Genomic DNA, 26,180 nt, shown 5'->3' with positions numbered 1-26,180 from the left:
GGCGGGTGCAAACTGGCGCAATGCAACACCGTGATGAACAAAACAAATCCATGACAATGGCCGGCCTGAACCTGATCGGGCAGGCGTTGACTATTTATGACAACGATCTGCGGCTGGTCCTGTCCAATGCGCCTTTCCAAAGCATGTTTGACCTGCCAGATGCGCTGGCCCAACCGGGGGCTACCTTTCGGGACACGATCACCCATCTGGCCCATGGCGGTGAATACGGCGAGGTCGGGGATGTAGAGACATTTGTCACCGAACGCATCGAAACCGCCCGCGCCTTCAAGCCCCACTATATGGAACGCACCCGCGCCAATGGCCGCACCATCAGCGTCGAAGGTTCCCCCTTGCCCGAAGGCGGTTGGGTCACCGTTTATACAGACATCTCCGCCGCCAAAGCCCAAGAAGCCCTGCTGCGCGCCCGTTCCGATGCGCTCAGTGATCAGGTTCTGTCTCATTCCGAACAGCTTGCGCAATCCAACCGCGAACTGGCCGCCATGATCGCCGCGCTTGAGGAAACCAAACGCCAGCTCACCGCTTCGGAGGCCCGCGCCCGCCTGACAACCGAGATGATGCCCGCCCATATTTCTCATGTGGATACCTCGGGGCGCTACACCTACAGCAACCAACGCTTCAGCACGATTTTCCCTGAACGCCCCTCCGATATCATCGGCCACAAGATGAGCGACGTTCTGGGCCACCTGAACTATGAAAAAGTCTCTAACGCGCTGAATAAGGCCATCAACGGCACCGCCACCGTGCAGGAATTCACCGATGAAACCACCGCGCGGCGGATCAAAACTGCGCTTACCCCCGATCCTGCGGGCGGCGCTTATATCCTCTCGACAGATGTAACCGAAGAAACCCAAACCCGCGCCGCATTGCAACAAACCCGCCGCCGCGCTTTGGCGGCGCAAATGACCTCGGGCCTTGCACATGATTTCTCAAACCTGCTCACCATCATCCTTGGGATGCAATCGCGTATGGCCCGCCTGCCTGATCTGCCCGCAGATGCACCGCCGCTGATAGAAGGCACCCTTGCCGCCGCCCGCCGTGGCGGTGCGCTCATCAGCTCAATCGCCCAAATCACCAGCCCGCGCAGCCTGCGCCTGACGGCCACCGATTTGCCGCTTATGATGCAAAACCTCGCCACTCTTGCAGAACCGACCCTGCCCGCAGGCATGACCCTCACAATAGAACCGCTGGAAACCGCGCCTGTCCTGCTGGATCAGGGTATGGTTCAGGATTGCCTGCTGAACCTTGTGCTGAACGCCCGCGATGCCATGGGCACCAGCGGCGACATTCACATCACCATACGCCGCGTGCATGACACGTGGATCGAATTCCTGATCACCGATACCGGCCCCGGCTTTTCCACCGCCGCGCTGACCAAAGCACTTGATCCCTTCTTTACCACCAAAGGTGCCGAAGGCTCAGGCCTTGGCCTGCCCATGGTCTATGACATGACCAAACTGGCCGGCGGCGATCTACGCCTGTCAAACGCCACGCAAGGCGCCAAGATCAGATTGCGCCTGCCCTACCGCGCCGCCCTGCCTGCCACTACGGGCCTTGTGCTGCTGGTAGAAGACCGCGACGATCTGCGTGCCGTCCTGCGCGACATGCTCATGGGGATGGGGCATTCTGTGATTGAAGCCACCACCACCGATGAGGCCTCGGCCCTCTTGGCCGATCTACCCGACATCGCGCTGATCCTCTCGGATATCCAGCTGGAAGGCGACAGCACAGGCACCGATCTGGCCCACCGCCTCGGCCCTGACAGCCCGCCGCTGATCCTCATGACATCCCTACCGCCTGACGCGCCGTTGTTCCTAGAGGCGCAAAAACACGCCCCCGTGTTGCGCAAACCCTTCACCGCCGATGATCTCTCTGCCCTTATTTCACCCACACAGGATGCCCCTAAATGACAAAACCCCTGATCAGCATCCTTGATGACGAACCCGAAATCCGAACACTCCTGTCCGATGTCCTGCAAGAAGCAGGTTTTGACACCATGAGTTTTGGCCGCGCCTCGGCGTTTGAGGCCGCATTGGCCAAACGCACCCCCGATGTTTGCCTTGTGGACCTGTCCCTGCCTGACACAGACGGCCTCACGCTGGTGCACCGTCTGGCGCTGGAACAAGGCGCTATCGTCATCATCATTTCAGGCCGCGCACAGGTTCAGGATCGCGTGACAGGGCTGGAGCTGGGCGCGGATGATTACATCAGCAAACCCTTTGATCCCGCCGAAGTTGTCGCCCGTATCCGCGCCCGCCTACGCAGCACCCGCCCCGCCACACGTGCCAGCAACACCGCGCGCTTCAAAAACTGGACCGCCCATTTTGAACGCTACATGCTAGAGGACGAAAACGGAGACGAGACCCCCTTCAGCCATGCCGAAGGCGAAGTCCTGCGCCTGTTCCTCGACGCGCCCAAACGCCTGATCAGCCGCGCCCAAATGCAAACAAGCCTCGGCGGCGCCGCCTCCGAGAGCTTTGACCGCGCCATGGATGTCCGCATCTCGCGCCTGCGCACCAAACTGCGCGAAGACCCCAAAAACCCGCAACTGATCAAAACAATCTACGGCGCGGGGTATATTTTCCTTGGGGATGTCGCTTGGGTTTAGCGATCTGGCGCAACGTCCCTACAGAAAATCACGCAAACCGATAAATCGGATCACCAACAGAGTTCAGGCCACAACATTGAACACCAAAGCCGACGTTGCACTTTGATAGCTTCGATGTCTGCTATGCGGGACTTTACTGCCTTTCGCCGCAGCGCTGAATTCTATTAGATTTTCAGCCCAGCGACACGAAGGGGGGAACCGGACATTCGCTGCGCTGAATACCGAGGACGGAATTTATGAAAAGCTGACTTTGCAAAGCTCACGCCCCCATCCATTCTTCCTGCGGTGCATCGAGGAACTCGTCGCGGAACCATTGCCAGCACAGCCAAGAACGCGTTGGTCGATCCAAACGACATCTATGCCCTCGAATCCATCGCTCTGCTGGAACGATTAGCCTTTTTTGAAAAAGGCATATGACAGACACCAACATCCCGCGGCGGCTCAGCGGCGCATCCGAAGGTTAGCAAAGTTATGCATATCGGATTGAATAATGATTACCAGTTGATCACTTTACTTTCATATCCCTTCAAGGTCCGCCGTGCCGTCAATGTACTTAAGTCTTTGGAAGCGAACAGTTCTGGAAACAGTTCCTTTAATTCTTTCCGTGACCCTTCGCTAACGCCTCCAATTGAGGCTTCGCTGGGGTGAAAGCTCTCGGAATACGCGCCATGCGCACTGATGACCTGATGCTCTGAAAACAGAATGTGATAATAGGTCACGCTCGGTTTATAGGCGCGAGTAATTGTCTTATCATTGAGCAGGTGAATGGCAGGGGAGAGAACCTCTGCCTCACCAAAAAATAATTCAGCTTGCCATCCGGAAACCAACATCCTGTGCTGTGGCGAGACCTCAAGTGCGATATTGTTTCCAATAGCGCCTGCGGCAAAACGAACGGGTGCGAATTTTCCTGTTGCTGGGACAGTCCGCACACCAATCCATTGAATGGGCTGGGCACCGTTATCTTTCGTCAACACTAAATCACCCAGTTCCAAAGTTTCGATTGGCTTTGGGCCATAGGGTGTCTCGATGAGTGTATTTTTAGTGAAACACGCTACATTTGTATTGTCTTCGGTCAAATCGCTGGCCGAAACCCCCGTCAGGGTAATGGAGCCGCCGAGCGCGGTGTTGTCGCTAAAGTCGCCAACAGATTGGTTCAGAACCCCGTCATCATTTAGGTCAGCGCGTAGTTCGAAAATGTCCGTGTAAAACGCAGACAGGTCGAGAAAGTCATTATTCGACGGGTCCCCGTCAGTAATGTCCTGCCCCGTTCCCGTATTGAAATCGGTGATTAAGTCATGGCCGTCGCCCGCGTTATAGACGAAGGTATCAAACCCCTCTCCACCGGTAATCGTGTCGTCGTCCGCACCGCCGGTAATGGTATCATTTCCGCCATCACCACTAATAATATCATCACCAGCGCCACCATTAAGGACATCATCACCCTCAACCCCTGCCGCAGTTCCTGTTGGCGGATACCCAGAAGCAGGAGGTGATCCTACCATCGGCGAAGTTAATAAAGACTGGGATGTGTTCCCTGTATCCGGGCCGGAAATTGTCGCGCTAAGCGTTTCGGCTCCGGCGTTCTCCCAGTAGCGAATTTGAATAGTATATGTTTCATTAGGGTCAAGCGTGACATCGCCATATCGTGTTGTCGCCCCTTGGTGGTAGTCGTTATTTAAATAATCACGAACGCCGCCTGATTGGTTGTTGAAATCGAGCGCATTCCCATTGCTGTCAAATATCTGTATAGTCGATCCATCGTCAGACCTTGTGGTTAACCGATAACTGCCGCCAACAGTTACATTTAACGTCGAGGTCAAAATGACCCCAAAATCATCAGGGTCTCCTGACGTGCCACGGAGAGAGTTTGTCAGATTATCGACATCGAAATCTGTAACATAGCCAGATCCGGTTCCGGTTCCGTCTTCGATATCAAACGCCTGACCGTCAGCTCTTCCGAAATTGTAATTGTAGGTCTCAAAATACCATGCCCCTGCGACAGGACCGTCGCCAGAAATCATATCGTCACCAGCACCCGCATTGATGGTGTCGCCGCCCAGACCTCCGGTCAGTGTATCACTACCAGAAGAACCAGTTATGAGGTCATCATCATCCGTTGCCGGATTTGAACTATTGTTTGTTGCCATGTTGCTGCTCGATCTGCTGTTTTTCCGCTCCGTTTTACTGCTGCGGGCGAAATTTTTTATGGTTAGCGATTCGTTAATTTCGAAATTAAGGCATTAATCAAGTTCAAATGTGGCGAAATTTTGGCGCTACCCCTTCAAGACTAAGAATTGGTTGTCTTACAATGACAGATTGAAGCAACGTGGGTCGTTGTTGGTCCATAGACCAGCAGCAAATGAAGCCCCCTCTTTTAAGTGGTCCGCAAGGCGGCTTTGTTACAGAGATGGGGTGGTTTGCTAAGCCCGAATGTCCGCACAGGGCTGTTCGCGTAGGTGAGTTTTCTACACTCGCAAAATGATGCGGGACAACATTCGGTAAAGAGGGCTCGTTCCTGCCTTTCACTGCGCGACGCACGGATGTCCGGTCTGTCTATCGCGCAGAACCTGACAAGCCTTATCGGTGGTTCGTGATTGCGGATGATGGTTTAGGTGCGAACCAACACCTACCTGAACCTCATCAGGCAAGACCTAGTCCAACATCCCCATGTTCATTCCTTTCCCGCCCCTGACAGTTCACCTCGCAGGTTCTCCATCTCTCTTTGCGCTGCCAAAAGAATACGCGGCACGGTCCTGTCGTTTGGATAGGCCGATAGATTCCCCGACAACAGCCCCGTGTAGTAGATTCGCAAAACCTTGTTGATGCGCGGGCCATAGTTCGGGCCAATCTTTCGAAACCACGCGACCATATCCGCATCCAGCCGCAAGGTAACGCGGGTCTTTTTGCGCGGGACCTCGTCCCAAAAATCCAGTCCGTTCCAATCATCAGGCAGGCTTTTATCCAACCAATTTTCCGACATGTCTTCTTGCAGCCGTTCCAGTTCATGGATCATCTGGCTGTGCGCGTCCTTGCGGTTCATCAGGGTCTCCTTACAGTGATCTGCCCAACATCTGGGAGAATTGCAAAGATCGCGATAATGCACCGTGCGGTGTACGTGGGGTGTACGGGTTACACCCCCCTTTTTCCAAGTTTACAAAGCAGCCACAGCCCCCGCCAAAACCTTCAGCCCCGCCACAAGGTCGGCCTCATCTGTGTCCTCCTCAAACGCATGGCTGATCCCGTTGATCGAGGGCACAAACAGCATCGCCACAGGCATCAGCCGCGACACATTGGTGGCATCATGCAACGCCCCCGATGGCATCACGCGCCATTTATTAGGCGCTACAGTTTTCGCGCTTGTTTCCAGCGCCTTACGCAGCCGCATATCCATCGCCACAGGCTCTAGGCCCAGCATCTTACCAAAGGAAACCCGCATGCCCCGTGCGTCTGCCACTTCCTGCGCCAGATCGCGAATAATCTGCTCCATCCGCCCCAAACGATCCGCGTCACCATCGCGCCACTGCATTGAAAACACAGCCTTTCCTGGCACAATAGACGAGGCATTGGGGTGCAAGCTCACATGCCCGATGGTCCAGACCGTTGCAGGTGTCACCACATTGGCAAACCGCTCAGCCAGCGCTTGGTTAAAGGTTGAAACCGCCTGAAAAGCATCCTGCCGCAGCGCCATAGGCGTAGTGCCTGCGTGGTTTTGCTGCCCTTCAAAGGTGATCTTCATATCGCGGATGCCCACGATATCGCTCACCACCCCGATTTGCTCGCCTGTGCTGTCCATCACGGGGCCTTGTTCGATATGCATCTCGATGAATCCGGTGAACTGCACAGGGTCCACATCGCCTGTCGCGGGCACAACACTGCGCGCCTCACCCAAGGTTACACCATTGTGATCACACAATAAATCCGCCACGTCCTGCGCCAGATGACCGCCCCAAACAGCACTGCCTGTGGTCACGCCGAAACGGCCTTCTTCATCCTGAAAGGACACAACCGAGATCGCAGGCCCGCCAGCCTCACGGCTGGCCCGCGCAACTTCCAAGGCGGCAATCACGCCCAGCGCACCATCCAGCCACCCGCCTTCGGGTTGGCTATCGCTATGTGACCCCATCAGCAAAGAGGGTGCATCAGCCAAGCCGAACAGGTTGCCCATCGGATCAACCTCAACCCGCAACCCCGCCTCGCGCATCCGCTGTGCCAGCCAGTCACGCGCCGCCATGTCAGCCTCGGAATAAGCAGGCCGAACAACGCCTCTGCCCACACCCGCGGCCCCGAATTCCCGCAATTTATGAAGGTCCGCCAAGAACCGCCCCGCATCTACCTGCATCTTTTTTCCTTAATCCACTCAACCACGGTTATCCGTAAGTCTTTGCCCTCTACTCGGCAACAACAGAAGGATGCACGGCCTCTACTTTCACCGCTGAGAATTTGAACTCAGGTATCTTGCCATAAGGGTCAACTGCCGGATTTGTCAGGATATTTGCCGCCGCTTCCACATAGGCAAAGGGCAGGAAAACCATATCAGGTGATACAGCACGATCCATCCGCGCCATGATCTCGATGCTGCCGCGTTTGGTGGTCAAACGAACCAATTCACCCGCCTCTACGCCCAGTTTGCGCAAGGTCGAGGGGTGTAATGAGCAATTCGCCTCTGGCTCTAACCCATCCAGAACCGTGGCACGACGGGTCATTGACCCCGTGTGCCAATGCTCCAGCTGGCGACCCGTTGTCAGGATCATCGGGTATTGCGCATCGGGCGTATCATCGGGCGCGATGATGCTGGCGGGAGTAAACCGCGCACGCCCCCCTGCACGCGGGAAACCGTCAGAAAAAACAATCGCCTGTCCGGGGTCTTCTGGGCTCAGCGAAGGATAGGTTACCGCGTTTTGCGCCTCCAGTCGGTCCCACGTGATGTTGTCCAAAGATTGCATGTTCAGCTTCATCTCGACAAAGATTTCAGCGGGCGATGTATAGGTCCAATCCAGCCCCAAGCGTTTCGCCAACTCTGTCTCAATCCACCAATCCGCCCGCGCCTCACCGGGGGGCGGTACAGCGACACGGCCCATTTGCACCTGACGGTTGGTGTTCGTCACCGTGCCGGTTTTCTCGGCAAAGGCCGAGGCAGGCAGGATCACATCCGCGAAATTGGCAGTCTCGGTGATAAAGATATCCTGCACCACCAGATGCTCTAGCTTGGCAAGGGCATGGCGGGCGTGCTCCACATCGGGGTCGGACATGGCGGGGTTTTCGCCCAGAATATACATGCCTTTGATATCGCCTGTATGCACCGCATCCAAAATCTCGGTGACGGTCAGGCCCTTCTCCGCGCTGAAATCACCGCTCTCCCACACATCCGTAAAGGCCGAGCGCACGCCGTCATCCGTGACCGATTGGTAATCTGGCAAAAACATCGGGATCATTCCCGCGTCAGATGCACCCTGCACATTGTTTTGGCCCCGCAACGGATGCAGGCCCGCACCCGGCCGCCCTATTTGACCCGTCATCAATGCCAGACTGATCAGGCAACGCGCATTATCTGTGCCGTGAATGTGCTGGCTGACGCCCATCCCCCAAAATATCATCGCCGCATTGGCCCCTGCAAAGGTCCGCGCGACATCGCGCAGCGTCTCGGCATCTATACCGCAAATCGGGGCCATCTTTTCAGGCGTGAAGTCCTTGAGATGCGCCTTCTCCGCCTCCCAATTCTCTGTATGCGCTTGGATATATTGGGTATCGTACAGCCCTTCTTCAACGATCACATTCATGATCGCGTTGAGCATCGACACATCCGTACCCGGGCGGAATTGGCACATCTGATAGGCAAAGCGTTTCAACGCCTGACCGCGCGGGTCCATCACAATCAGTTTGCCACCGCGTTTGGTGAATTGTTTGAAATAGGTCGCCGCGACTGGGTGGTTTTCAATCGGGTTCGCCCCGATCACAATCGCCACATCGGCATTTTCGATCTCGTTAAACGTAGCCGTCACAGCGCCTGACCCCACGTTTTCGATCAACGCCGAGACAGAGGAGGCATGACACAACCGCGTACAATGATCGACGTTGTTATGGCCAAACCCTTGGCGGATGATCTTTTGAAACAGATAGGCTTCCTCATTGGTGCATTTCGCTGACCCAAAGCCTGCCACCCCTTTGCCGCCGATGGCTTTCAACCCGTTTGCTGCTGCATCCAATGCCTCGTCCCAAGTGGCCTCGCGGAAGACCTCCAGATAGTTACCGGGGTCCACGTTCAACCCTTTTGCTGGCGCATCCTGACGGCGGATTAGCGGTTTGGTCAGGCGGTGCTCATGGTGGATGTAATCAAAACCAAAGCGCCCTTTGACACACAAACGCCCCTCATTGGCGGGGCCGTTGATGCCTTCTACATATTTGATTTTATCATCTTTGATCTTAAGCGATATCTGACAGCCCACGCCGCAGAAGGGGCAAATGCTCTCGACTTCGCGATCATAATCGGCGCTATCGCCTTGCTCGTTTTCGTCCAGTACGCTCGCTGGCATCAGCGCGCCAGTGGGGCAGGCCTGCACACATTCACCGCAGGCCACACAACTGGAAGCCCCCATCGGGTCGGCCATATCGAACGTTGGATAGCTGTCCATCCCACGGCCTGACATGCCGATCACGTCATTCACCTGCACCTCGCGGCAGGCCCGCACGCACAGACCGCATGAGATACACGCATCTAGGTTCACCCGCATCGCCACATGACTGTCGTCCAGCAACGGGATACGGTCGGTGTCCAGCTTGGGAAAGCGGCTCTCTTCCACGCCGTTCAACGTCACCATATCGTGCATATGGCTTGATCTATCATGCGCCACATCTTGCGCGGGCATGTCGGCCATCAGCAACTCAACCACCATCTTGCGGGCGTTCTGGGCACGCGGATTATTGGTGGTGACGACCATGCCATCGCTGGGTTCGCGGATGCACGATGCGGCCAATGTCCGCTCGCCCGCAATCTCAACCATACAGGCGCGGCAATTGCCATCAGGGCGGTAGCCCGGCGCGGGTTTGTGGCACAGATGCGGGATTATCAGACCGCGGCCATTGGCCACTTCCCAGATTGTCAGACCCGCCTCGGCCTCAACGACCTGACCGTCCAGCGTGAATGTCACTTTATCTGTCATGGCAGCTTCCTCCCAGTGCTATCAAAACACTAGCTGTCGCGCATCTTTCTGATAAGACCATTCCCGACACCGCGCCACCCATTTGCGCCATGCAACCCCGCCAATGTTTCCGATACGCGCCCCTTTCCCTGCCCCGACACCTCGCTTATCAAAGCGTGCAAGCAGCAGGAGCGCATATGTCAACCATCACCCTCATCCGCCACGGTCAGGCCAATTCCACAGCCACAGATGAGGTCAGCTATGACCGTCTCAGCGATCTGGGCCATACCCAAGCGCAGTGGCTGGGCCAGCATTTGCGCGACACGGGCGCACATCATACGCGATTGTTTACGGGCACATTACGCCGTCATATCGAAACCGCCGATGGCATGGCGATGGATCTCACGCCCACCCGCGATGCCCGCCTGAACGAGTTGGAGTACTTCACCCTCGCGGGGCTTTTGAGTGAGCAACACGGCATTGCCTTCCCGACCGAAGAGCACGAATTCCTTGCACATTTCCCAACCGTTTTACAGCATTGGAAAGAGGGCAAGATCGAAGGCGCGCCCGAAAGCTATATGGCATTCCAAACCCGTATCCGTGATGCCATGACAGAAATCGCATCTGAAAGCGGGCCAGCCTTGGTGGTGACCTCAGGTGGGCTCATCGCTCATTTGATCGCGCAGCAGATGGAGCTGGGCATGGCTGCCACTGCGCGTACTGCGGTGGCCATTTTTCACACCTCACTGCATCAGTTTCACCCCATCGGCGGGCATCTGTCACCCATATTGTTTAACGCGACACCGCATCTAGACACGCCCGAACGCGGCCTGTCAAAAACCAACATTTAAAGGATCACCCATGAACCTCTATTACACCAAAGGCACCGTCGCCGTCGCGCCCGCCATCGCCCTTGTCGAAGCCGGTTTACCTCATGAGCTCACCCGCATCGACTTTGCCACTGCCGAGCAGACCAAGCCGGAATACCTTGCCATCAATCCCAAAGGCCGCGTGCCTGCTTTGGTGCTGGAAGACGGCACCATCCTGACCGAGGCAGGCGCTCTATTGGACTATGTCGCAGCCCTAGCACCCCATGCCAATCTGGTGCCCAGCGATCCAGCGGAAGCAGCCCATATGCGCAGCGTTATGTATTACGTCGCCTCAACTATGCATGTCGCACATGCCCATAAAATGCGCGGCACCCGCTGGGCCGACAAGGCAGATAGCCACGCAGATATGGCGGCAAAAGTACCTGAAACAATGGCTGTTTGCGCCGCCTACGTCGAAACCGAATGCCTGCGGGGAGATTATGTCTGTGGCGCGGCCTTTACGATTGCCGACCCCATTTTGTTCTTTGCCTGCAACCTGCTGGCCAACGACGGCGTTACCGTAGCCGACTACCCCAAGATCAGCGCCTATTTGGCACGTATGGAAGCCCGTGACAGCGTCAAATCCATCCGTAGCAAAGGTGTGCTCTGAACGTCACCGCACGTGAGACCCAAAAAAAGTGAAATGCCGCCCCAAACGGGGCGGCACATTCAGATCAGGCGCAACAGATCACGCAAGGCTTACCGACGTCACTTGAAGATACGGTAGTATAATGCGGCGGGCAGAAACTGACCTAGACGGAATGCCAGTGCCATACCGAAGGGAAAGCTCTTTTTGAAATCATCGGTATTCATATGCTCGAACACTTCGCGCGCGGCGTCTTCGGGTTCCATCATACCTGGCATTTTGAAATCGTTTTTATCGCTCAGGCCCGTTTTGATAAAGCCGGGGTTAACCACCTGTACGTGCACATCGGTGTCGCGCAAATCAGCATGCATGCTTTCTGCCAGCGATATGGTCGCAGCCTTGGACGCTGAATACCCGATTGAGCGCGCCTGACCACGGAAACCTGCCAAGCTGGAAATGACAACGATATGCCCCGCATTCCGCGCCACCATATCCGGCACCACCTGCCCCATCACGCGCATCAACCCCATGAAATTGACATCCACCATGGTATTCGCTTGTTCGGCATTCCAGTCTTTAGCCCCAAACGGCCAATACGCTGCTGCCAGATAGACGATCCCGTCAACCTGCCCTACTGCCTTGGTTGCGGCGGCGACGCTGGTATCATCGGTCACATCCATTGCGACCACTTCTGCTTTTGCAGGCAGGCTATCAGCCAAGGCTGTCAACTTGTCTTCACTGCGAGCCGATAGGACAACTTCCGCGCCTGCGCGGCTTAATTGCTGCGCCAGCGCAGCCCCCAGCCCGTCACTTGCACCCACCAACCAATATCGTTTGCCCAACCACTCAGTCATACCACTTCCTTTTTTCGAATTGTCGCAACAAGTTCTGCGACCTTAAAACCAAATTTTCGGAACTGGCTTCTGTTCACCACCGTTCCGCCTTTTGTCAGATACATACAATCAAACGCTCTTAGTGTGTATCCTCCCGACGCCTCGGGTAGTTTGATTGGATAGTTGAACAGGACCGCAGGCCCTGACATTTCGCCATGAGCCTTTCCCGGCACATCATCCGCCCATGCGTCAAAACCGCCACCGCCATCCAACTCAAGCCGCCATTCCCGATGTTGGGTCGTCCCATCATTAAAGACAAACGCCTCTTTCATCGTGCAGCTATTTCCTTTCCAGACAATATCAAATTCCGCCTGAAATGTACTGGTCATGCGACCAAACGGGCCAAAAATCATACCCTCACAGATCATCTGCCCATTCAAATGGCTACGCAGATCAAATAAAGGGGAATCTTCTGCGTAATCATCCACTGTTTGCGCCAAAAAATCTGCAAACCTGCGCCGCGTCGCAACCAATATTAGCACCAGCGCAGCGCCCAGTGCGAAATAGAACCATTCTTCTGCCACTACGCCAACCTATCCACCTTTACCCCCAGACAACGGCAAAAGAGCCGCCGTTCGGCATGAACGTATGCTTTGCGTTCACGGACCACAAACCGAAACATTGTGATTGTAGCCGCGTGACTTTCATCTCACATCCGCCGCTTTGGTGATAAGCGCCACTGTGAAATTCCAGCTATATCAACGGCACGCCTTTGTCGTGGACAGGTTTACGACCCGTAGAAGCGGCATACATTCACATGACCTAATTCTGTGGCAGTGGTGGGAGCGGCGCTATGGCCTCTTGCTTATCCACTTCCTCGAAGTCAAAATTATCCAACCTTGCAGCCCGTTTACCTGCACGCTCAGCGGCGGTGCCAATGCCTTCAATATCTTCACGTGCTTGGCGAAAATGGGTGTCCAGCTTGCCCACACGTGACACGATCAATTCCACATCACGGTGCAAAAGGCGCAAGGTCTTGCGGATTTCACCGGCCTGCTCGCGCATCCGCGCATCTTTGAGGATCGCACGCATGGTGTTCAGCGTTGCCATGCAGGTGGTTGGTGACACGATCCAAACGCGGGCATCAAACCCTTCCCGGACCAATTCAGGGAAATTCGCATGAAGCTCGGCGTATACGGCTTCGGACGGCAAAAACATCAGTGCCCCATCGGCAGTTTCGCCATCAAGGATGTATTTCTCTGAAATATCGCGGATGTGTTTACGTATGCTTGTGCGCATATTCGCCACGGCTGATTTCAATTCCCAATCCGTGCTGGCACGGTGCAGCGCCTCATAGGCTTCTAACGGGAATTTCGCATCAATCACAATTGGTCCGGGCGGATTGGGCAGATGGATCAGGCAATCAGCGCGGCGGCCATTGGAGAGCGTTTTCTGCATTGTATAGCTGTCCGAGGGCAATGCCTTGGAGACAATGTCATTCAGCTGGATTTCCCCGAACGCCCCACGCGTCTGTTTATTGCTCAGAATATCTTGCAATGACAGCACATCCCCCGACAGTTTGGTGATGTTGTCCTGCGCACGGTCAATGGATTTAAGGCGCTCTTGCAACTGGGTCAGGCTGGTGGTTGTTCGCTGGGCGCTGCCATGCAGCGATTGATTGGTGCGTTCCTGCATTTGCGCAAGCTGTTGTTGCATCTGAAGCTGCACCGTCGCCATCCGCGCCTCAAGGCTTTGGATTAACTGGGTTTGGGCGTTGGCCTGCGTATCAGACGCGGTTTGTAGATTACCCTGCAACTGTGCCTGCCCATTGCCCAGCACATGCAATTGATGCGCCAATGCAGCAGGTATACGCGTCGGACGGAGAAGCATCACGACGAGTAAAACAAGGATGAGAGCGAGGACGCCCACACCGACAAGCAGCGCCAACAACAAAGGCTCCTCAACGCTCAACTCAACCCCGCCAAGCTGGATCATGTGCGGCCAAACAGGCGTTCAATGTCGCTCAGCTTTAGCTCGACATACGTAGGACGGCCATGGTTGCATTGGCCGGAATGGGGCGTTGCCTCCATCTCGCGCAGCAGCGCATTCATCTCTTCCGCGCGCATCCAGCGGCCCGAACGGATGGAGCCGTGGCAGGCCACGCGGCTCAGGATGGCCTCGATGCGGGCTTGCACCAACAGGCTTTCACCTTCGCCTTCCAACTCATCCAGAATATCGCGGATCATCGCTTCGGCGTTGACCTCACCCAGAATGGCGGGGGTTTCGCGTACCGCAATGGCATCACCGCCAAACGGTTCGATCCCAAGACCGAATTTCGCCAATTCCTCAGCCACGCTCAGAATCGTGGCGCGGTCAGATGAGGTAAGCTCAACGATCTCGGGGATCAGCAAAGCTTGGGCGGGGACGCCATTCGCAGCCATCTGGTTTTTCAGTTTTTCATAGACCAACCGCTCGTGGGCGGCGTGTTGATCCACGATCACCATACCTGTGGCGGTTTGGGCTATGATGTAGTTTTCATGCACTTGGCCGCGCGCAGTGCCCAGCGGGTACTCTACCCGCTCCTCATGCGGCTGCGGCGGTGCCTCGCTTGGTGTTTCAACACGGCCCCACATGCCTTGTGTTTCGGCAAACCCTTGTGGCGCTTGCGCCTGATAGGCGGCTTGCCGTGCGCCTGATGACGGGCGGTCCATCTGGTAAATCCGCGCCTCGCCCGTAGGCTCGGGCCGCATCGCCCCCAATGTGGCATCCGCAACTGTTGTAGAGGCACGGTGGCCCGCATTGGCCAGCGCATGGCGCAAGCCCGACACGATCAAGCCACGCACCACACCGGGATCCCGAAAACGGACTTCGGATTTGGCAGGGTGCACATTGACGTCCACGAGGTTCGGGTCACAATCTACAAACAATGCCGCTGCGGGATGACGATCACGGCTGAGGAAATCAAAATACGCGCCACGCAGCGCGCCCATCAGCATTTTATCTTTGACGGGTCGTCCGTTCACAAACAGATATTGCGCCACAGCGCTCCCGCGTGAATAGGTCGGCAAAGCAGCAAATCCGGTGAGGTGAAAACCCTCACGCTCGGCATCAATCGCCAAGGCATTTTCGGCAAATTCGCGCCCTAGAACTTGACGCAACCGCCCATGCAGCGCGTCAAATAGATCGCCTTGTTCAGCCTCGGCGCGGAAAACTTCGCGGCCAGCGCCATCACCCGAAACATCACGCAACACAAACCGCACAAAAGGCTCTGCCATGGCAAGGCGTTTGATCACATCACCAATCGCCTGTGCCTCGGCGCGGTCGGTCCGCAGGAATTTGAGGCGGGCCGGCGTGGCATAAAACAGATCGCGCAGGGTCACGACCGTGCCTGCACTCAGCCCTGCGGGTTTAACGGCGGCGTGTTTGCCGCCAATCACGCTGATTTCCGCCCCGTCGTGACCTTGGGCGCGGCTGGTAATCGTCAAACGCCCCACAGCACCCAGCGAGGGCAACGCCTCGCCGCGAAAGCCAAAGGAATGGATGTTGAGCAGATCGCTGCCGTCAATCTTGGAGGTCGCGTGGCGCGACAAGGCCAGCGGCAGATCATCGCCCGCGATGCCACAGCCATCGTCTGTGACGCGGATCAGGGTCTTGCCCCCATCTGCATATTCCACAGTGATGCGCTGCGCACCTGCGTCGATTGCGTTCTCAACCAGTTCTTTAACAGCCGATGCAGGCCGCTCGACCACTTCGCCAGCGGCGATACGGTTGATTGCGGTTTCATCAAGCTGACGGATGACCGGCTGAGGAGTGCTTATATTGGGGTGAGGTTCTGCCATGGCGCTATACCTAGCATGAAGCGCTGCGATTCTGAAAGCAGCTGCACGGCCTTATCCACCGCTATTTACATGCTTGACTGCCTATTGCGGCAGGCGTGAAATCTGTACCAGTTAGGGCCGCATCCCATGTGGTGATGCGGCCCTGACGTTTTGAGGTTTAGTCCAGATCTTCGGGCAAAGCCAAGTTCAGAACAATCGCGATAAGAGCAGAGGGCAACAAACCCGAGGTCAGTAGAACCTGCGCCGTTTCACCTAAATGTTGCAGCGCTTCGGGCACCATTTGTAGGCCCAGACCGATGGACAATGCCGTGGCAAAGATCACCATGTTGCGGCGGTTCCAATTCACTTCGGACAGCATGTTGATGCCAGATGCGGCAACCATACCAAACATCACGATCACGCCGCCGCCCAAAACATGTTCGGGCATGGTACGGATCACAGCACCGACAACGGGCATAAAGCCACAGATAATCAGAAAAATGCCACCAATGGTCACAACATGGCGGCTCATCACACCAGTCATGGCGATCAGGCCCACATTCTGGCTGAACGACGTGTTGGGCAAGCTGCCGAAAACACCCGCCAAAGCCGATCCAGCCCCATCCGCAAATGTCGCGCCAGTGACTTCCGCGTCTGTCGCTTCACGCCCTGCGCCCCCTTTGGTAATACCGTTGGCGTCACCAACTGTTTCAATCATGGACAAAACTGCCATAAAACACATACCGATGATGATGGCCCAATTGATATCCCATCCGTATTTGAACGGCATAGGCACTTGGAACAACGGCGCATTGCCGACATTGGCAAAGCTAACCTGCCCCATGAGATAGGCAACGATATAGCCAGCGACAATACCTAGGAAAACGGCAGCAATCGCCAAAAATCCACGGGCAAAGAACTGGATCGCCAGTGTCACGGCCACCACCACCAATGCGGGGAACCAGTATTGAATACTACCAAAGGCCGCTGCGTTACCTTTGCCTGCGTCGGGCATGCCTGAAAAGACAAAGGCGTTCTGCGCAGACGTTTGCAAATGCACAGCGTTATAATTCAACACGCCACCCGCAGAATATTGGATACCAACCTTGACCAGCGCCAGTCCGATCATCAGAACGATCAACCCCGTGATCAGCGGCGGCAGGGCAAAGCGGAACTTGCCCACAACGAAACCAAGGAAGAAATGGAAAACGCCGCCAATCACAACACCTGTCATCAAACCTGCAAGTCCCGCAGTGCCGGCGCCCAGAACGGCAGGAATCATAATCGGCACAAAGGCGAAACTGGTACCCTGAACAATCGGTAAACGTGCACCAATAGGGCCAATGCCAATGGTCTGGATCAGCGTGGCGATGCCGGCAAACAACATTGCCATCTGGATCATATAGCTCATATCAGGAAAGCCGAGCGCGCCCTGATCCGACCCATAGCCAATGCCCGCAGCGCCAGCCACGATGATCGCAGGAGTGATATTGGACACAAACATCGCCAGAACATGCTGAATGCCCAGCGGAATCGCCTGCGCCAAAGGCGGTGTATAATTGGGATCGCGCAGTTGTTCTGGCGTCCCCAGTGAAGAATTGCTCATATTGGTCCCTGTCGTATTTATTATTTCACCAGTATTTTCTGGATCATTCACCCTAGGGTCACGACGTATTCAGGATCAAGATAAACTTCTTCGAGATTTGGCGTGGCACCAATCCTGTCGACCACTGCAAAAATCCCAGGCGCTTCCAGCGGTGTCAGGACCCCGTGCCATGTGCCGCGATGGAAATTGATCCCCTGCAAGGGCTGGGTCAGGAAGGCGCGTGGCACACCCGGCTTGCCGTTATTGTCCTCGGCGACGATGACCAAAAACGGCGATGCGGTCATCGGAAGGAACGCTTGCGACCCTTCTGGATGCCGCTCCATCAAATTGAGTGGATAAGGAAAGCTGCGTGGTTGTGCATTAAAAATGCTAATCCCTGCACGCCCCTGCGGCCCGAAATCAAGCGCTGCGCGATCGTGATGACGACCGCACAAACCCGCATTGATCATCTTGTCCGGCGCACCCGACGCATCCAACACATCGCCGAAGGCGGCAAAGGCCTCCGGCGTAAGCGGCTCTGTCTTGATCTCAACACTCATAAGGGCATGTGACGGTTGACGTCTTTGTAGAGCAAATAGCGGAAGGGTTCATCCCCTGTCGCCACACAGGCCTGCGGACAAAACGCACGCAGCCACATGAAATCACCCGCAACAACTGGCACCCAATCCTTGTTCAACAGATAATCCGCTGTGCCTTGCAAAACATAGAGACCATGCTCCATCACATGTGTCTCTGCAAAAGGAATACGCCCGCCTGGTTGGAAGGTAACGATGTTCACATGCATGTCGTGACGCAGGTCATTAGGCTCTACAAAACGGGTTGTGGCCCAAACACCGTCACAATCGGGCATTTCTGTCGGCGCTACGGCCTGATCAGAGGTCACAAATGCCTCAGGCAAATCAACGCCCTCGGCACCGACATAACGTTTACGGATCCAGTGGAACTGGCTGACCACATTGCTGTCGTTCCAGATGGTCCAAACCACATCCACTGGAATATAGGCATAACCGCCTGCTTCCAAAACATGGCGTTCACCGTCGATGTTCACGACCACCTGACCAGAAGCGACAAAGATCACCGATTGTACTTCTTCGTCCACTTCAGGTGTATCGCTGCCACCTGCTGGCTGAAGCTCAACCGCGTATTGGCTAAAGGTTTCAGCAAAGCCGGACATCGGCCGCGCCAACACCCACATGCGCATGCCCGTCCAACTGGGCAAATAACTGGTCACGATATCGCGTTGTGTCAGAGCAGGCAGCACCGCATAGGCGGGTGTAAAAACCGCTGTGCCTTCGGGCGATACGGATTGATCAGGCAGGCCACCGGGAGGGAAGGCGTAGGTCATAGAATTTGCTCCAGTCTGATGCGTGCAATACGCTCGACCTGTTTACAGGCCGTGGTGAATTCAGTGTCGGTATCATTGGCAATCCGCGCTTGGAATGCGCTTAAGATGCCGTCTTTGGTGTGATCCTTCACCGCAATGATGAACGGAAAGCCGTGTTTGGCCACATAGGCCGCATTCAATTCGGTGAACTGAGTGCGCTCAGCGTCGGTCAGTGCGTCCAAACCTGCGCTGGCTTGCTCTGATGTGCTCTCGGCGGTTAGGCGCTGTGCAGCGGCTAATTTACCCGCGAGATCAGGGTGGGCTGTCAAAACGCCAAGCCGCTCTGCGCGACTGGCCGAACGGAACATCCGCGCCAGCGCGTTGTGCAAGCCAGCAGCACTATCATGGGCGGGGCCAAGCTCCAGATCAAAAGCACGTTCCGCAATCCATGCAGAATGTTCAAACACGCCGCCAAAACGCTCTACAAATTCGGCCTGTGCCATACGGCTGGGGCGCAGTTTGGCAACAGGCGGGTGATTGGCACGCCAATGATCCGCAATCTCGATGCGGCGCGGCGTCCAGACACCTTCAAACCCTTTGATATAGTCCAGAAAACGCGCCAAGGCTTGCACGCGGCCCGGACGCCCGATCAAGCGGCAGTGCAATCCAATCGACATCATCTTGGCAGCGCCTGCTTCGCCCTCGGCGTAAAGCGCGTCAAACGTATCACACAGGTAGGTGTAGAACTGATCACCCGAGTTGAACCCCTGCGGCGTTGCAAATCGCATATCATTGCAATCCAGCGTGTAGGGAATGATCAATTGGTCGGTGCCCGCGATGTCGGACCAATATGGCAAATCATCATCATAGGTGTCCGAGACATAATCAAATGCACCCGTTTCGGCCGCAAGGCAAACGGTGTTGGCGCTGGTGCGGCCACAATACCAGCCGCGCGGTGCCTCGCCTGTCACTTCCGTATGAAGGCGGATTGCTTCGGCCATATCAGCGGCTTCAAGCTCCGCACTATGGTCGCGGTAATCAATCCACTTCAAGCCGTGGCTGGCAATTTCCCACCCTGCGGATTGCATCGCTTCGACCTGTTCAGGCGCACGGGCAAGCGCGCTGGCGACACCGTAGACGGTGACGGGAACACCCGCCCCTGTGAACAAGCGGTGCAACCGCCAAAACCCTGCTCGTGCACCGTAGTCATAGATGCTTTCCATGTTCCAATGCCGCTGACCCGGCCAAGGGGCTGCGCCAACAATTTCGGAGAGGAAAGCTTCGGAGGCGGCATCCCCGTGCAACAGGCAGTTTTCGCCCCCCTCTTCATAATTCAGGACAAACTGGACTGCGATCCGCGCCTTATTTGGCCACTCTACGTTAACTGGCTTGCTACCATATCCGGTGAAATCTCTGGGGTAACGTGTCATGCTGTGTCCTTTTGCCTAAGCCCACATCCACCTTGCACAAAAACGGCCCCCCCTGCAATTTGCAAAGAGGCCCCAAAATACAGACAGGCCAGACATTTCTGTCCGGCCTGTTGATCGCCCGATTGTCGCTGAGACGTCTATTTTTGTTTTTATCAGCTGGGTATTATTAACCGCTGGCCTATCTGGATCTTTTCGGGCGATTGTAGCGTTTTACGGTTTGCATCGACGATGCGCTGGAACGCATCTGGCTTACCGTAGAATTGGAGTGAAATATACGCGAGGCTGTCACCAGCCCCAACGGTGTAGTGGCGCTTACCATCCACTTTGCTGGACTGGATTCTCGACACCATAAATGTCGTGCGGGACATGTCGCGCGCAGCATCGGCACCTTCAACTGTGCCATCCGCTGCAAGTGCGGTCTGCACCAGATCGAACATCAACGTATCAATGTCTACAGGGCCTTCCGCCGTCCACATGTGCTTGGGCGCTGTGATGCGGCCTTCGGTGATGGCTTGCATCAAGACGGCCTTGGCCGCGTTACCGGTTTCTTCAGCGCCGATAAAGCGGAGCGATGAACGCCCAACGCCATTCTGTTCAATCACGTCAATTTCATAGTCGCCCGCAAGGATACCTGCACGCAAAACCTGCATTTCCTCGGCAACCAAATCTACTGCTTCTTCGGCGACAGGTGTTTGTTGCAAGACAACAGCAGGGTTTTCTGCAGGATACATCACAACCTGAACGGCCGCCGCAAGATTGGCCACTACAGAGCCTCCCGCGGCTTTGCCAGTCTGATCACGGTTCGCTAAATCTGTCAGATCAGGCGTTGCTGCGCGCGTCACTGAGTCAAGTGAGGCCGGCTCGCTCACGCCTTGCGCTGTGACTTTCGTCTGTTCTGATGCGCGCGCTGGTACGGTCGCTGCTTGCAGATTGTCATCCTGCCAAAGGAAAACCGCTGCCACGCCCAACCCAACGGTCAGCAGAGAGACGACAGCCAAGACAGGTGTGAACATGCTGCGCGGCGCGGCCTGCGCAATTAGTGGAGCAGAATGCCGCTTTGGTGTACTCGAACTCAGTCCAGAAGTTGCGCCTGCTCCTAGCGGTTTGGATGCATCGTGTGACTTGGGCATTACAGTCGATTTTCCAGCGGCCGGTGCCGCTTTCATTTGCGCACGACTTTGCCCTTCGGCAGGCGCAGACCGCACAACATCACTGGCAGGACCAGTCGTAAATGATATCTTGGGTTTGTCTTTCTTCATACCGTTACTCCTGTACCGTCAGGGCCAACACGGACCAAACCTGCATGCCGCCACGATAATAGCGTATTTTTTCTGGTGGATAGCCGACCTCAAGCAAATGCGCGATCAACTCGCCTGCATCATTTTGTGACGGACCATTGTCGTAAATCATCAAATTTTGTGCATCTGCAAAATTGTATACATCTTCAAAACTACGGGCACCTAATGCCATCAAGATGGGCTGACGGGCGCCTTCGTCTTCTCTTTTGGCCATCGCGGCATGTGGCAAGTTGACCGACCCCGGAATGAAGCCCAACGCCCGATCTTCTGGCATCCGCGCATCCACCAGCAACCCCGTCCCCTCGCCCACTGTGTTCTCCAAAAACTCCAGCACCTGCGGTTCGATCACCGTTTCGATGCCCACCGCGGCCGATTGCGGTGCAATACAGTTTGGGTCGCAGGATGCTGTCAGCCTAGCAAACCGACTTGTGTATTTGACAGCGTCAGCCGAGTTAGGCGTGATCTCGACAGTCTCCCCGTCAAAAACGAATGACGCTTGCCCAAGCGATGGATCCGCCTTCGCCACACCAGTACCCACCTGCACGACAAGTACAGCTGCAAACATTACAAAAATCTTAATCATTACTTTCCCCCGCCTCCGACTACCAAATATAGATTTTGTTGCCACAAAATTGGTGCACCGGAGCTTACGGCCCTAGATATAGGCTGAGAGTGATTCGCTCGTCAAAACAAAAAACGGCCAAAATCAGCGTTTTGGCGAATCACTTTGATTATTTTTCGAATCAGGGCGATGTCTAGGGTCATGACACCCGCCCGATACAACGTGACGTAGAAAACGCAGGCCACCTTCTGCTGCACTTCGTCGCCATAACCCGAACCGGAGTAAAACAATGTCCACTGGTTACCTTACAACTCACGTTCTCGACACGGCATTGGGCCTCCCCGCTGCTGACATGCAAATCACCCTTTACCGCCTTGAAGGCGAGGTGCGCACGCAATGCGCCCAGATGCGCACCAATGCGGATGGTCGCACAGATAGCCCCATTCTACCCGTGACCGAGTTTCAAACAGGCACCTACGAGCTGGTGTTTGAAGCAGGCGCCTATCTGAACAGCATTGGCACCGCGCCCGAGACACCCCGCTTTTTAGACGTTATCCCGCTACGCTTTGGCATTTCGGACGCGGATGCGCATTATCATGTACCGCTGTTACTGTCGCCGTTTGGCTATTCCACCTATCGCGGCAGCTAACCCGTCATCCACCGCCTTACAGCTTGCAATATAACGGACTGGCATGCGACCTTGCGGGGGTAATTTTCCGAAAGGTGCCGCCATGTCCGTCGACACATATTCCACTGCCGCCGTTGCGGCGACACAGCTCCCTCAAGTCACAGAACCGCGCAATGCGGGCATGCCTCTTGATTTGAATTGGGTGCTGAGCGCGCAGGCCAACACCTCTGCAATTGAGCGCCGCGCAGCGTCATTGCCCGCGCGGCGCTCAGTTAAAAAGGCGCATCAGGCGGCTTGGCTGCTCAAGGCGGTAACCTGCATTGATCTCACCACCCTGTCAGGCGATGATACAGCCCGTCGCGTGGGCCGCCTGTGCGCCAAAGCACGCCAACCCGTTGCCGCATCTGTGCTAGACGCACTTGGCATGCCACCCATCACCACCGGCGCGGTCTGCGTGTACCACGAAATGATCGCCCCCGCCGTTGACGCCTTGCGCGGGACGGGCATCCCTGTTGCAGCGGTATCTACGGGCTTTCCTGCGGGCCTCTCCCCCCTGCCCCTGCGCATCGCCGAGATCGAGCAAAGCGTGGCAGCAGGTGCCGCCGAGATCGACATCGTCATTTCCCGTCGCCATGTACTGGAAGGCAACTGGCAGGCGCTCTATGATGAAATGCGCATATTCCGCGCCGCTTGTGGCGATGCCCACGTCAAAGCGATCCTCGCCACGGGCGAGCTTGGCAGCCTACGCAATGTGGCCCGTGCCAGCCTTGTGTGCATGATGGCTGGTGCTGATTTCATCAAGACATCAACAGGCAAAGAAAGCGTTAACGCGACCCTGCCAGTGACCTTGGTGATGATCCGCGCCATCCGTGATTTCTATGACCGCACAGGCTACCGCGTGGGCTATAAACCCGCAGGCGGGATATCCAAAGCCAAAGACGCGATCACCTATTTGGCGCTGATCAAAGAGGAACTGGGCGATCGCTGGTTGCAACCCGACCTGTTCCGCTTTGGCGCGTCCTCGTTGCTAAACGATATTGAGCGCCAGTTAGAACATCACGTTAGCGGCAATTATTCCGCCGCCTACCGCCATCCTACATCCTGATCCAGAGGCCCAGATATGACCGTTTCCGATATTTTTGAGACCATGGATTATGGGACTGCCCCTGAATCCGCCGCCGAAGCGCTGGCTTGGATTGTGGATCAAGGCAGCCGCTTTGGCCATTTCATTAACGGTGAAATGACACCGCCTGCCGGCCTGTTCGAGAGCCGCAATCCCGCCAATGGCGAGATCCTTGCGCAGATCAGCCAAGGCACCCAAACCGATGTGGATGCCGCCGTCAAAGCCGCCCGCACGGCCCAACCAAAGTGGGAAGCCGCAGGCGGACACGCCCGCGCAAAGGTGCTTTATGCGCTGGCCCGGCTTTTGCAAAAACACAGCCGCCTCTTTGCGGTTTTGGAAACGCTGGGCAACGGCAAGCCCATCCGCGAAGCCCGTGACATCGACATCCCGCTGGCCCAGCGGCATTTTTATTATCACGCGGGCATGGCCCAACTGATGGAAAGCGAACTGCCCGATGCCGCCGCCCTTGGCGTGTGCGGTCAGGTGATCCCGTGGAACTTCCCGCTGCTCATGCTGGCATGGAAAGTCGCGCCAGCGCTGGCGATGGGCAATACTGTGGTGCTGAAACCAGCGGAATATACATCGCTGACCGCGCTGCTGTTTGCCGATATCTGTGGCCAAGCTGGCGTACCAAAAGGCGTGGTAAACATCGTCACGGGCGATGGCACCGTCGGTGAAATGATCGTCAACGCGGATGTGGACAAGGTCGCTTTCACTGGTTCAACCGCCGTTGGCCGCCGCATCCGCGAGGCGACAGCAGGCAGTGGCAAAGCCCTGACATTGGAGCTGGGCGGCAAATCCCCCTACATCGTGTTTGACGACGCTGATCTGGATTCCGCCGTTGAAGGCTTGGTTGATGCGATCTGGTTCAACCAAGGTCAGGTCTGCTGCGCTGGGTCACGGTTGCTGGTGCATGAGCCCGTTGCCGACCTGTTTTATGCAAAACTACGCGCGCGTATGGATAAACTGCGTGTTGGTTCTCCGCTCGACAAAAGCATCGATGTCGGCGCGATCGTTGACCCCAAACAATTGGAGATGATCACAGCAAAAGTTGCCGCCAATACCGCAGGCAGCACCCATGTCGCCGCCTGTGAGATGCCCTATGAAGGCAGCTTTTATCCGCCGACCCTAATCACTGGCCTTTATCCCGCCGATACCTTGATGCAGGAAGAAATCTTTGGTCCCGTGTTGGTCTCGACCACTTTCCGCACTGCGGAAGAAGCCGTGAGCATCGCCAACAACACCCGCTACGGCCTTGCCGCAACGGTCTGGAGCGAGAACATCAACCTTGCGCTGGATATCGCGCCCAAGCTGGCGGCGGGCATTGTCTGGATCAACGGCACCAATATGATGGACGCGGCCGCAGGTTTTGGCGGCGTGCGCGAAAGCGGCTTTGGGCGTGAAGGCGGCTGGGAGGGGCTTGCGGCCTATACAAAACCCAAATCCAAACCCAAGCCACTAAAATCTGTAGAAGCAATGTCAGGCTCTGGTACGCCAAGCGGTGCAATTGACCGCACGGCGAAACTCTATATCGGGGGCAAACAGGCACGGCCCGACAGCGGTTACTCTACGCCCGTCTATGCCAAGAACGGCACCTTGCTGGGCCACGCGCCTCAGGCATCCCGCAAAGATATACGCAACGCTGTTGAAGCGGCCCATGCCGCCAAAGGCTGGAGCAAAACCACAGGCCATCTGCGCGCCCAAATCCTCTATTTCATCGCTGAAAACCTAGCCGTGCGCGGTGAAGAGTTCGCCCATAGCCTAGACGCCCTACAAGGTGGGAAATCAGGGGCAAAAGAGGTCGAAGCCGCAGTGCAGAGCCTTTTCACCTATGCGGCATGGGCCGATAAATACGATGGCCAAGTACATGGCGTTCCCATCCGCGGTGTGGCTCTGGCCATGAAAGAACCCGTTGGGGTGATCGGGGCACTTTGCTCAGCAACAAGTCCCCTGCTTGGGCTGGTCGCAGTGATGGCCCCTGCCATTGCCATGGGCAACCGCGTGATCCTCAGCGCCTCCGAGCCTTTCCCGCTCGCCGCTACGGATTTTGCGCAAATACTTGAAACTTCGGATGTCCCTGCGGGTGTCGTCAATATCCTGACAGGCCCCCACAATGACGTCGCAGATGCCATGGCCCGTCATATGGATATCGACGCGGTCTGGAGCTTTAGCGCCCCCGAGTTGGACAAGGTGATTGAACAGGGATCTGCCAGCAATCTTAAACGCACATGGGTTCAAAACGGCCAAGCGATAGATTGGGCAAAACCGGACGCGAAGACCTTCCTCACCCAGTCAACCGAAGTCAAAAACATCTGGGTTCCCTACGGAGAGTGACGCCCGA

The 26,180-nt window shown here is 56.1% G+C and carries 21 protein-coding genes; 7 read left to right on the top strand and 14 right to left on the bottom strand.

What is annotated here, in order from left to right; translation table 11 throughout:
* The first annotated feature begins 20 nt into the window (after positions 1-20).
* Together GGR95_RS10055 and GGR95_RS10050 are read left to right on the top strand one after the other, a co-directional pair.
* Positions 21-1,928 carry a PAS-domain containing protein gene (locus GGR95_RS10055; protein WP_184565410.1) on the top strand — a complete coding sequence of 636 codons (1,908 nt, stop codon included), beginning with the start codon at positions 21-23 and terminating at the stop codon, positions 1,926-1,928.
* Positions 1,925-2,626 carry a response regulator transcription factor gene (locus GGR95_RS10050; protein ID WP_184565408.1) on the top strand — a complete coding sequence of 234 codons (702 nt, stop codon included), beginning with the start codon at positions 1,925-1,927 and terminating at the stop codon, positions 2,624-2,626. The genes GGR95_RS10055 and GGR95_RS10050 overlap by 4 nt, the downstream gene beginning before the upstream one ends.
* 494 nt (positions 2,627-3,120) lie before the next feature.
* On the opposite strand, the gene GGR95_RS10045 is transcribed toward GGR95_RS10050, so the two are convergent.
* The 4 genes from GGR95_RS10045 to fdhF all read right to left on the bottom strand — a co-directional run bounded on the left by GGR95_RS10045 (position 3,121) and on the right by fdhF (position 9,783).
* Complete coding sequence (locus GGR95_RS10045; protein WP_184565407.1) at positions 3,121-4,773, bottom strand: Hint domain-containing protein; 1,653 nt, start codon at positions 4,771-4,773, stop codon at positions 3,121-3,123.
* A 524-nt stretch (positions 4,774-5,297) separates the two neighbouring features.
* The gene (locus tag GGR95_RS10040) at positions 5,298-5,666 is read right to left on the bottom strand and encodes a BrnA antitoxin family protein (RefSeq protein ID WP_184565405.1); all 369 of its coding nucleotides are present in this window, start codon (positions 5,664-5,666) and stop codon (positions 5,298-5,300) included.
* Positions 5,667-5,777: 111 nt separating this feature from the next.
* Positions 5,778-6,965 carry a hydantoinase/carbamoylase family amidase gene (locus tag GGR95_RS10035; RefSeq protein WP_184565403.1) on the bottom strand — a complete coding sequence of 396 codons (1,188 nt, stop codon included), beginning with the start codon at positions 6,963-6,965 and terminating at the stop codon, positions 5,778-5,780.
* A 49-nt stretch (positions 6,966-7,014) separates the two neighbouring features.
* Positions 7,015-9,783 (bottom strand): formate dehydrogenase subunit alpha, encoded by a 2,769-nt coding sequence (gene fdhF, locus GGR95_RS10030; RefSeq protein WP_184565401.1) that lies wholly within the window; start codon positions 9,781-9,783, stop codon positions 7,015-7,017.
* A gap of 176 nt (positions 9,784-9,959) precedes the next feature.
* On the opposite strand from fdhF, the gene GGR95_RS10025 reads away from it, so the two are divergent.
* A complete protein-coding gene (locus GGR95_RS10025; RefSeq protein ID WP_184565399.1) occupies positions 9,960-10,613 on the top strand; it encodes a histidine phosphatase family protein in 654 nt (217 codons plus the stop codon).
* Between the two features lie 10 nt (positions 10,614-10,623).
* Positions 10,624-11,241: a glutathione S-transferase family protein gene (locus GGR95_RS10020; protein ID WP_184565397.1), complete on the top strand. Its 618-nt coding sequence runs from the start codon at positions 10,624-10,626 to the stop codon at positions 11,239-11,241.
* Between the two features lie 98 nt (positions 11,242-11,339).
* On the opposite strand, the gene GGR95_RS10015 is transcribed toward GGR95_RS10020, so the two are convergent.
* From GGR95_RS10015 to GGR95_RS09970, 10 genes are all read right to left on the bottom strand, one after another.
* The gene (locus GGR95_RS10015; RefSeq protein WP_184565395.1) at positions 11,340-12,071 is read right to left on the bottom strand and encodes an SDR family NAD(P)-dependent oxidoreductase; all 732 of its coding nucleotides are present in this window, start codon (positions 12,069-12,071) and stop codon (positions 11,340-11,342) included.
* Complete coding sequence (locus tag GGR95_RS10010; protein WP_343042193.1) at positions 12,068-12,538, bottom strand: DUF3833 family protein; 471 nt, start codon at positions 12,536-12,538, stop codon at positions 12,068-12,070. The genes GGR95_RS10015 and GGR95_RS10010 overlap by 4 nt, the downstream gene beginning before the upstream one ends.
* Positions 12,539-12,872: 334 nt before the next feature.
* Positions 12,873-14,045, bottom strand: a complete 1,173-nt coding sequence (locus GGR95_RS10005; RefSeq protein WP_184565391.1) for a DNA recombination protein RmuC — start codon at positions 14,043-14,045, stop codon at positions 12,873-12,875.
* Positions 14,042-15,889 (bottom strand): DNA mismatch repair endonuclease MutL, encoded by a 1,848-nt coding sequence (gene mutL / locus GGR95_RS10000; protein WP_184565389.1) that lies wholly within the window; start codon positions 15,887-15,889, stop codon positions 14,042-14,044. The genes GGR95_RS10005 and mutL overlap by 4 nt, the downstream gene beginning before the upstream one ends.
* 157 nt (positions 15,890-16,046) lie before the next feature.
* Positions 16,047-17,474: a uracil-xanthine permease family protein gene (locus GGR95_RS09995; protein WP_184565387.1), complete on the bottom strand. Its 1,428-nt coding sequence runs from the start codon at positions 17,472-17,474 to the stop codon at positions 16,047-16,049.
* A gap of 47 nt (positions 17,475-17,521) precedes the next feature.
* Positions 17,522-18,013 (bottom strand): ureidoglycolate lyase, encoded by a 492-nt coding sequence (locus tag GGR95_RS09990; protein ID WP_184565385.1) that lies wholly within the window; start codon positions 18,011-18,013, stop codon positions 17,522-17,524.
* Positions 18,010-18,819, bottom strand: a complete 810-nt coding sequence (locus tag GGR95_RS09985; protein ID WP_184565383.1) for a bifunctional allantoicase/(S)-ureidoglycine aminohydrolase — start codon at positions 18,817-18,819, stop codon at positions 18,010-18,012. Before GGR95_RS09985 ends, GGR95_RS09990 begins: the two co-directional genes overlap by 4 nt.
* Positions 18,816-20,228 carry an allantoinase PuuE gene (puuE, locus tag GGR95_RS09980; protein ID WP_184565381.1) on the bottom strand — a complete coding sequence of 471 codons (1,413 nt, stop codon included), beginning with the start codon at positions 20,226-20,228 and terminating at the stop codon, positions 18,816-18,818. Before puuE ends, GGR95_RS09985 begins: the two co-directional genes overlap by 4 nt.
* Positions 20,229-20,380: 152 nt before the next feature.
* The gene (locus GGR95_RS09975) at positions 20,381-21,487 is read right to left on the bottom strand and encodes a LysM peptidoglycan-binding domain-containing protein (protein WP_184565379.1); all 1,107 of its coding nucleotides are present in this window, start codon (positions 21,485-21,487) and stop codon (positions 20,381-20,383) included.
* 4 nt (positions 21,488-21,491) lie between these two features.
* Positions 21,492-22,109, bottom strand: a complete 618-nt coding sequence (locus GGR95_RS09970) for a rhodanese-like domain-containing protein (RefSeq protein WP_184565377.1) — start codon at positions 22,107-22,109, stop codon at positions 21,492-21,494.
* Between the two features lie 268 nt (positions 22,110-22,377).
* Here GGR95_RS09970 and uraH point away from each other — a divergent pair, with 268 nt between their 5' ends.
* From uraH to GGR95_RS09955, 3 genes are all read left to right on the top strand, one after another.
* The gene (gene uraH, locus GGR95_RS09965; RefSeq protein WP_184565375.1) at positions 22,378-22,737 is read left to right on the top strand and encodes a hydroxyisourate hydrolase; all 360 of its coding nucleotides are present in this window, start codon (positions 22,378-22,380) and stop codon (positions 22,735-22,737) included.
* 82 nt (positions 22,738-22,819) lie between these two features.
* Positions 22,820-23,821: a deoxyribose-phosphate aldolase gene (deoC, locus tag GGR95_RS09960; RefSeq protein ID WP_184565373.1), complete on the top strand. Its 1,002-nt coding sequence runs from the start codon at positions 22,820-22,822 to the stop codon at positions 23,819-23,821.
* 15 nt (positions 23,822-23,836) lie between these two features.
* Positions 23,837-26,173 carry an aldehyde dehydrogenase family protein gene (locus GGR95_RS09955; RefSeq protein ID WP_184565371.1) on the top strand — a complete coding sequence of 779 codons (2,337 nt, stop codon included), beginning with the start codon at positions 23,837-23,839 and terminating at the stop codon, positions 26,171-26,173.
* The last annotated feature ends 7 nt before the right edge of the window (positions 26,174-26,180 follow it).

Origin of the sequence: Sulfitobacter undariae (assembly GCF_014196805.1) — a bacterium.
In the GTDB taxonomy this organism is placed as follows: domain Bacteria; phylum Pseudomonadota; class Alphaproteobacteria; order Rhodobacterales; family Rhodobacteraceae; genus Sulfitobacter; species Sulfitobacter undariae.
Note: the sequence above shows the minus strand (reverse complement) of the source record. Positions and strands in the feature narration are given on the sequence as shown.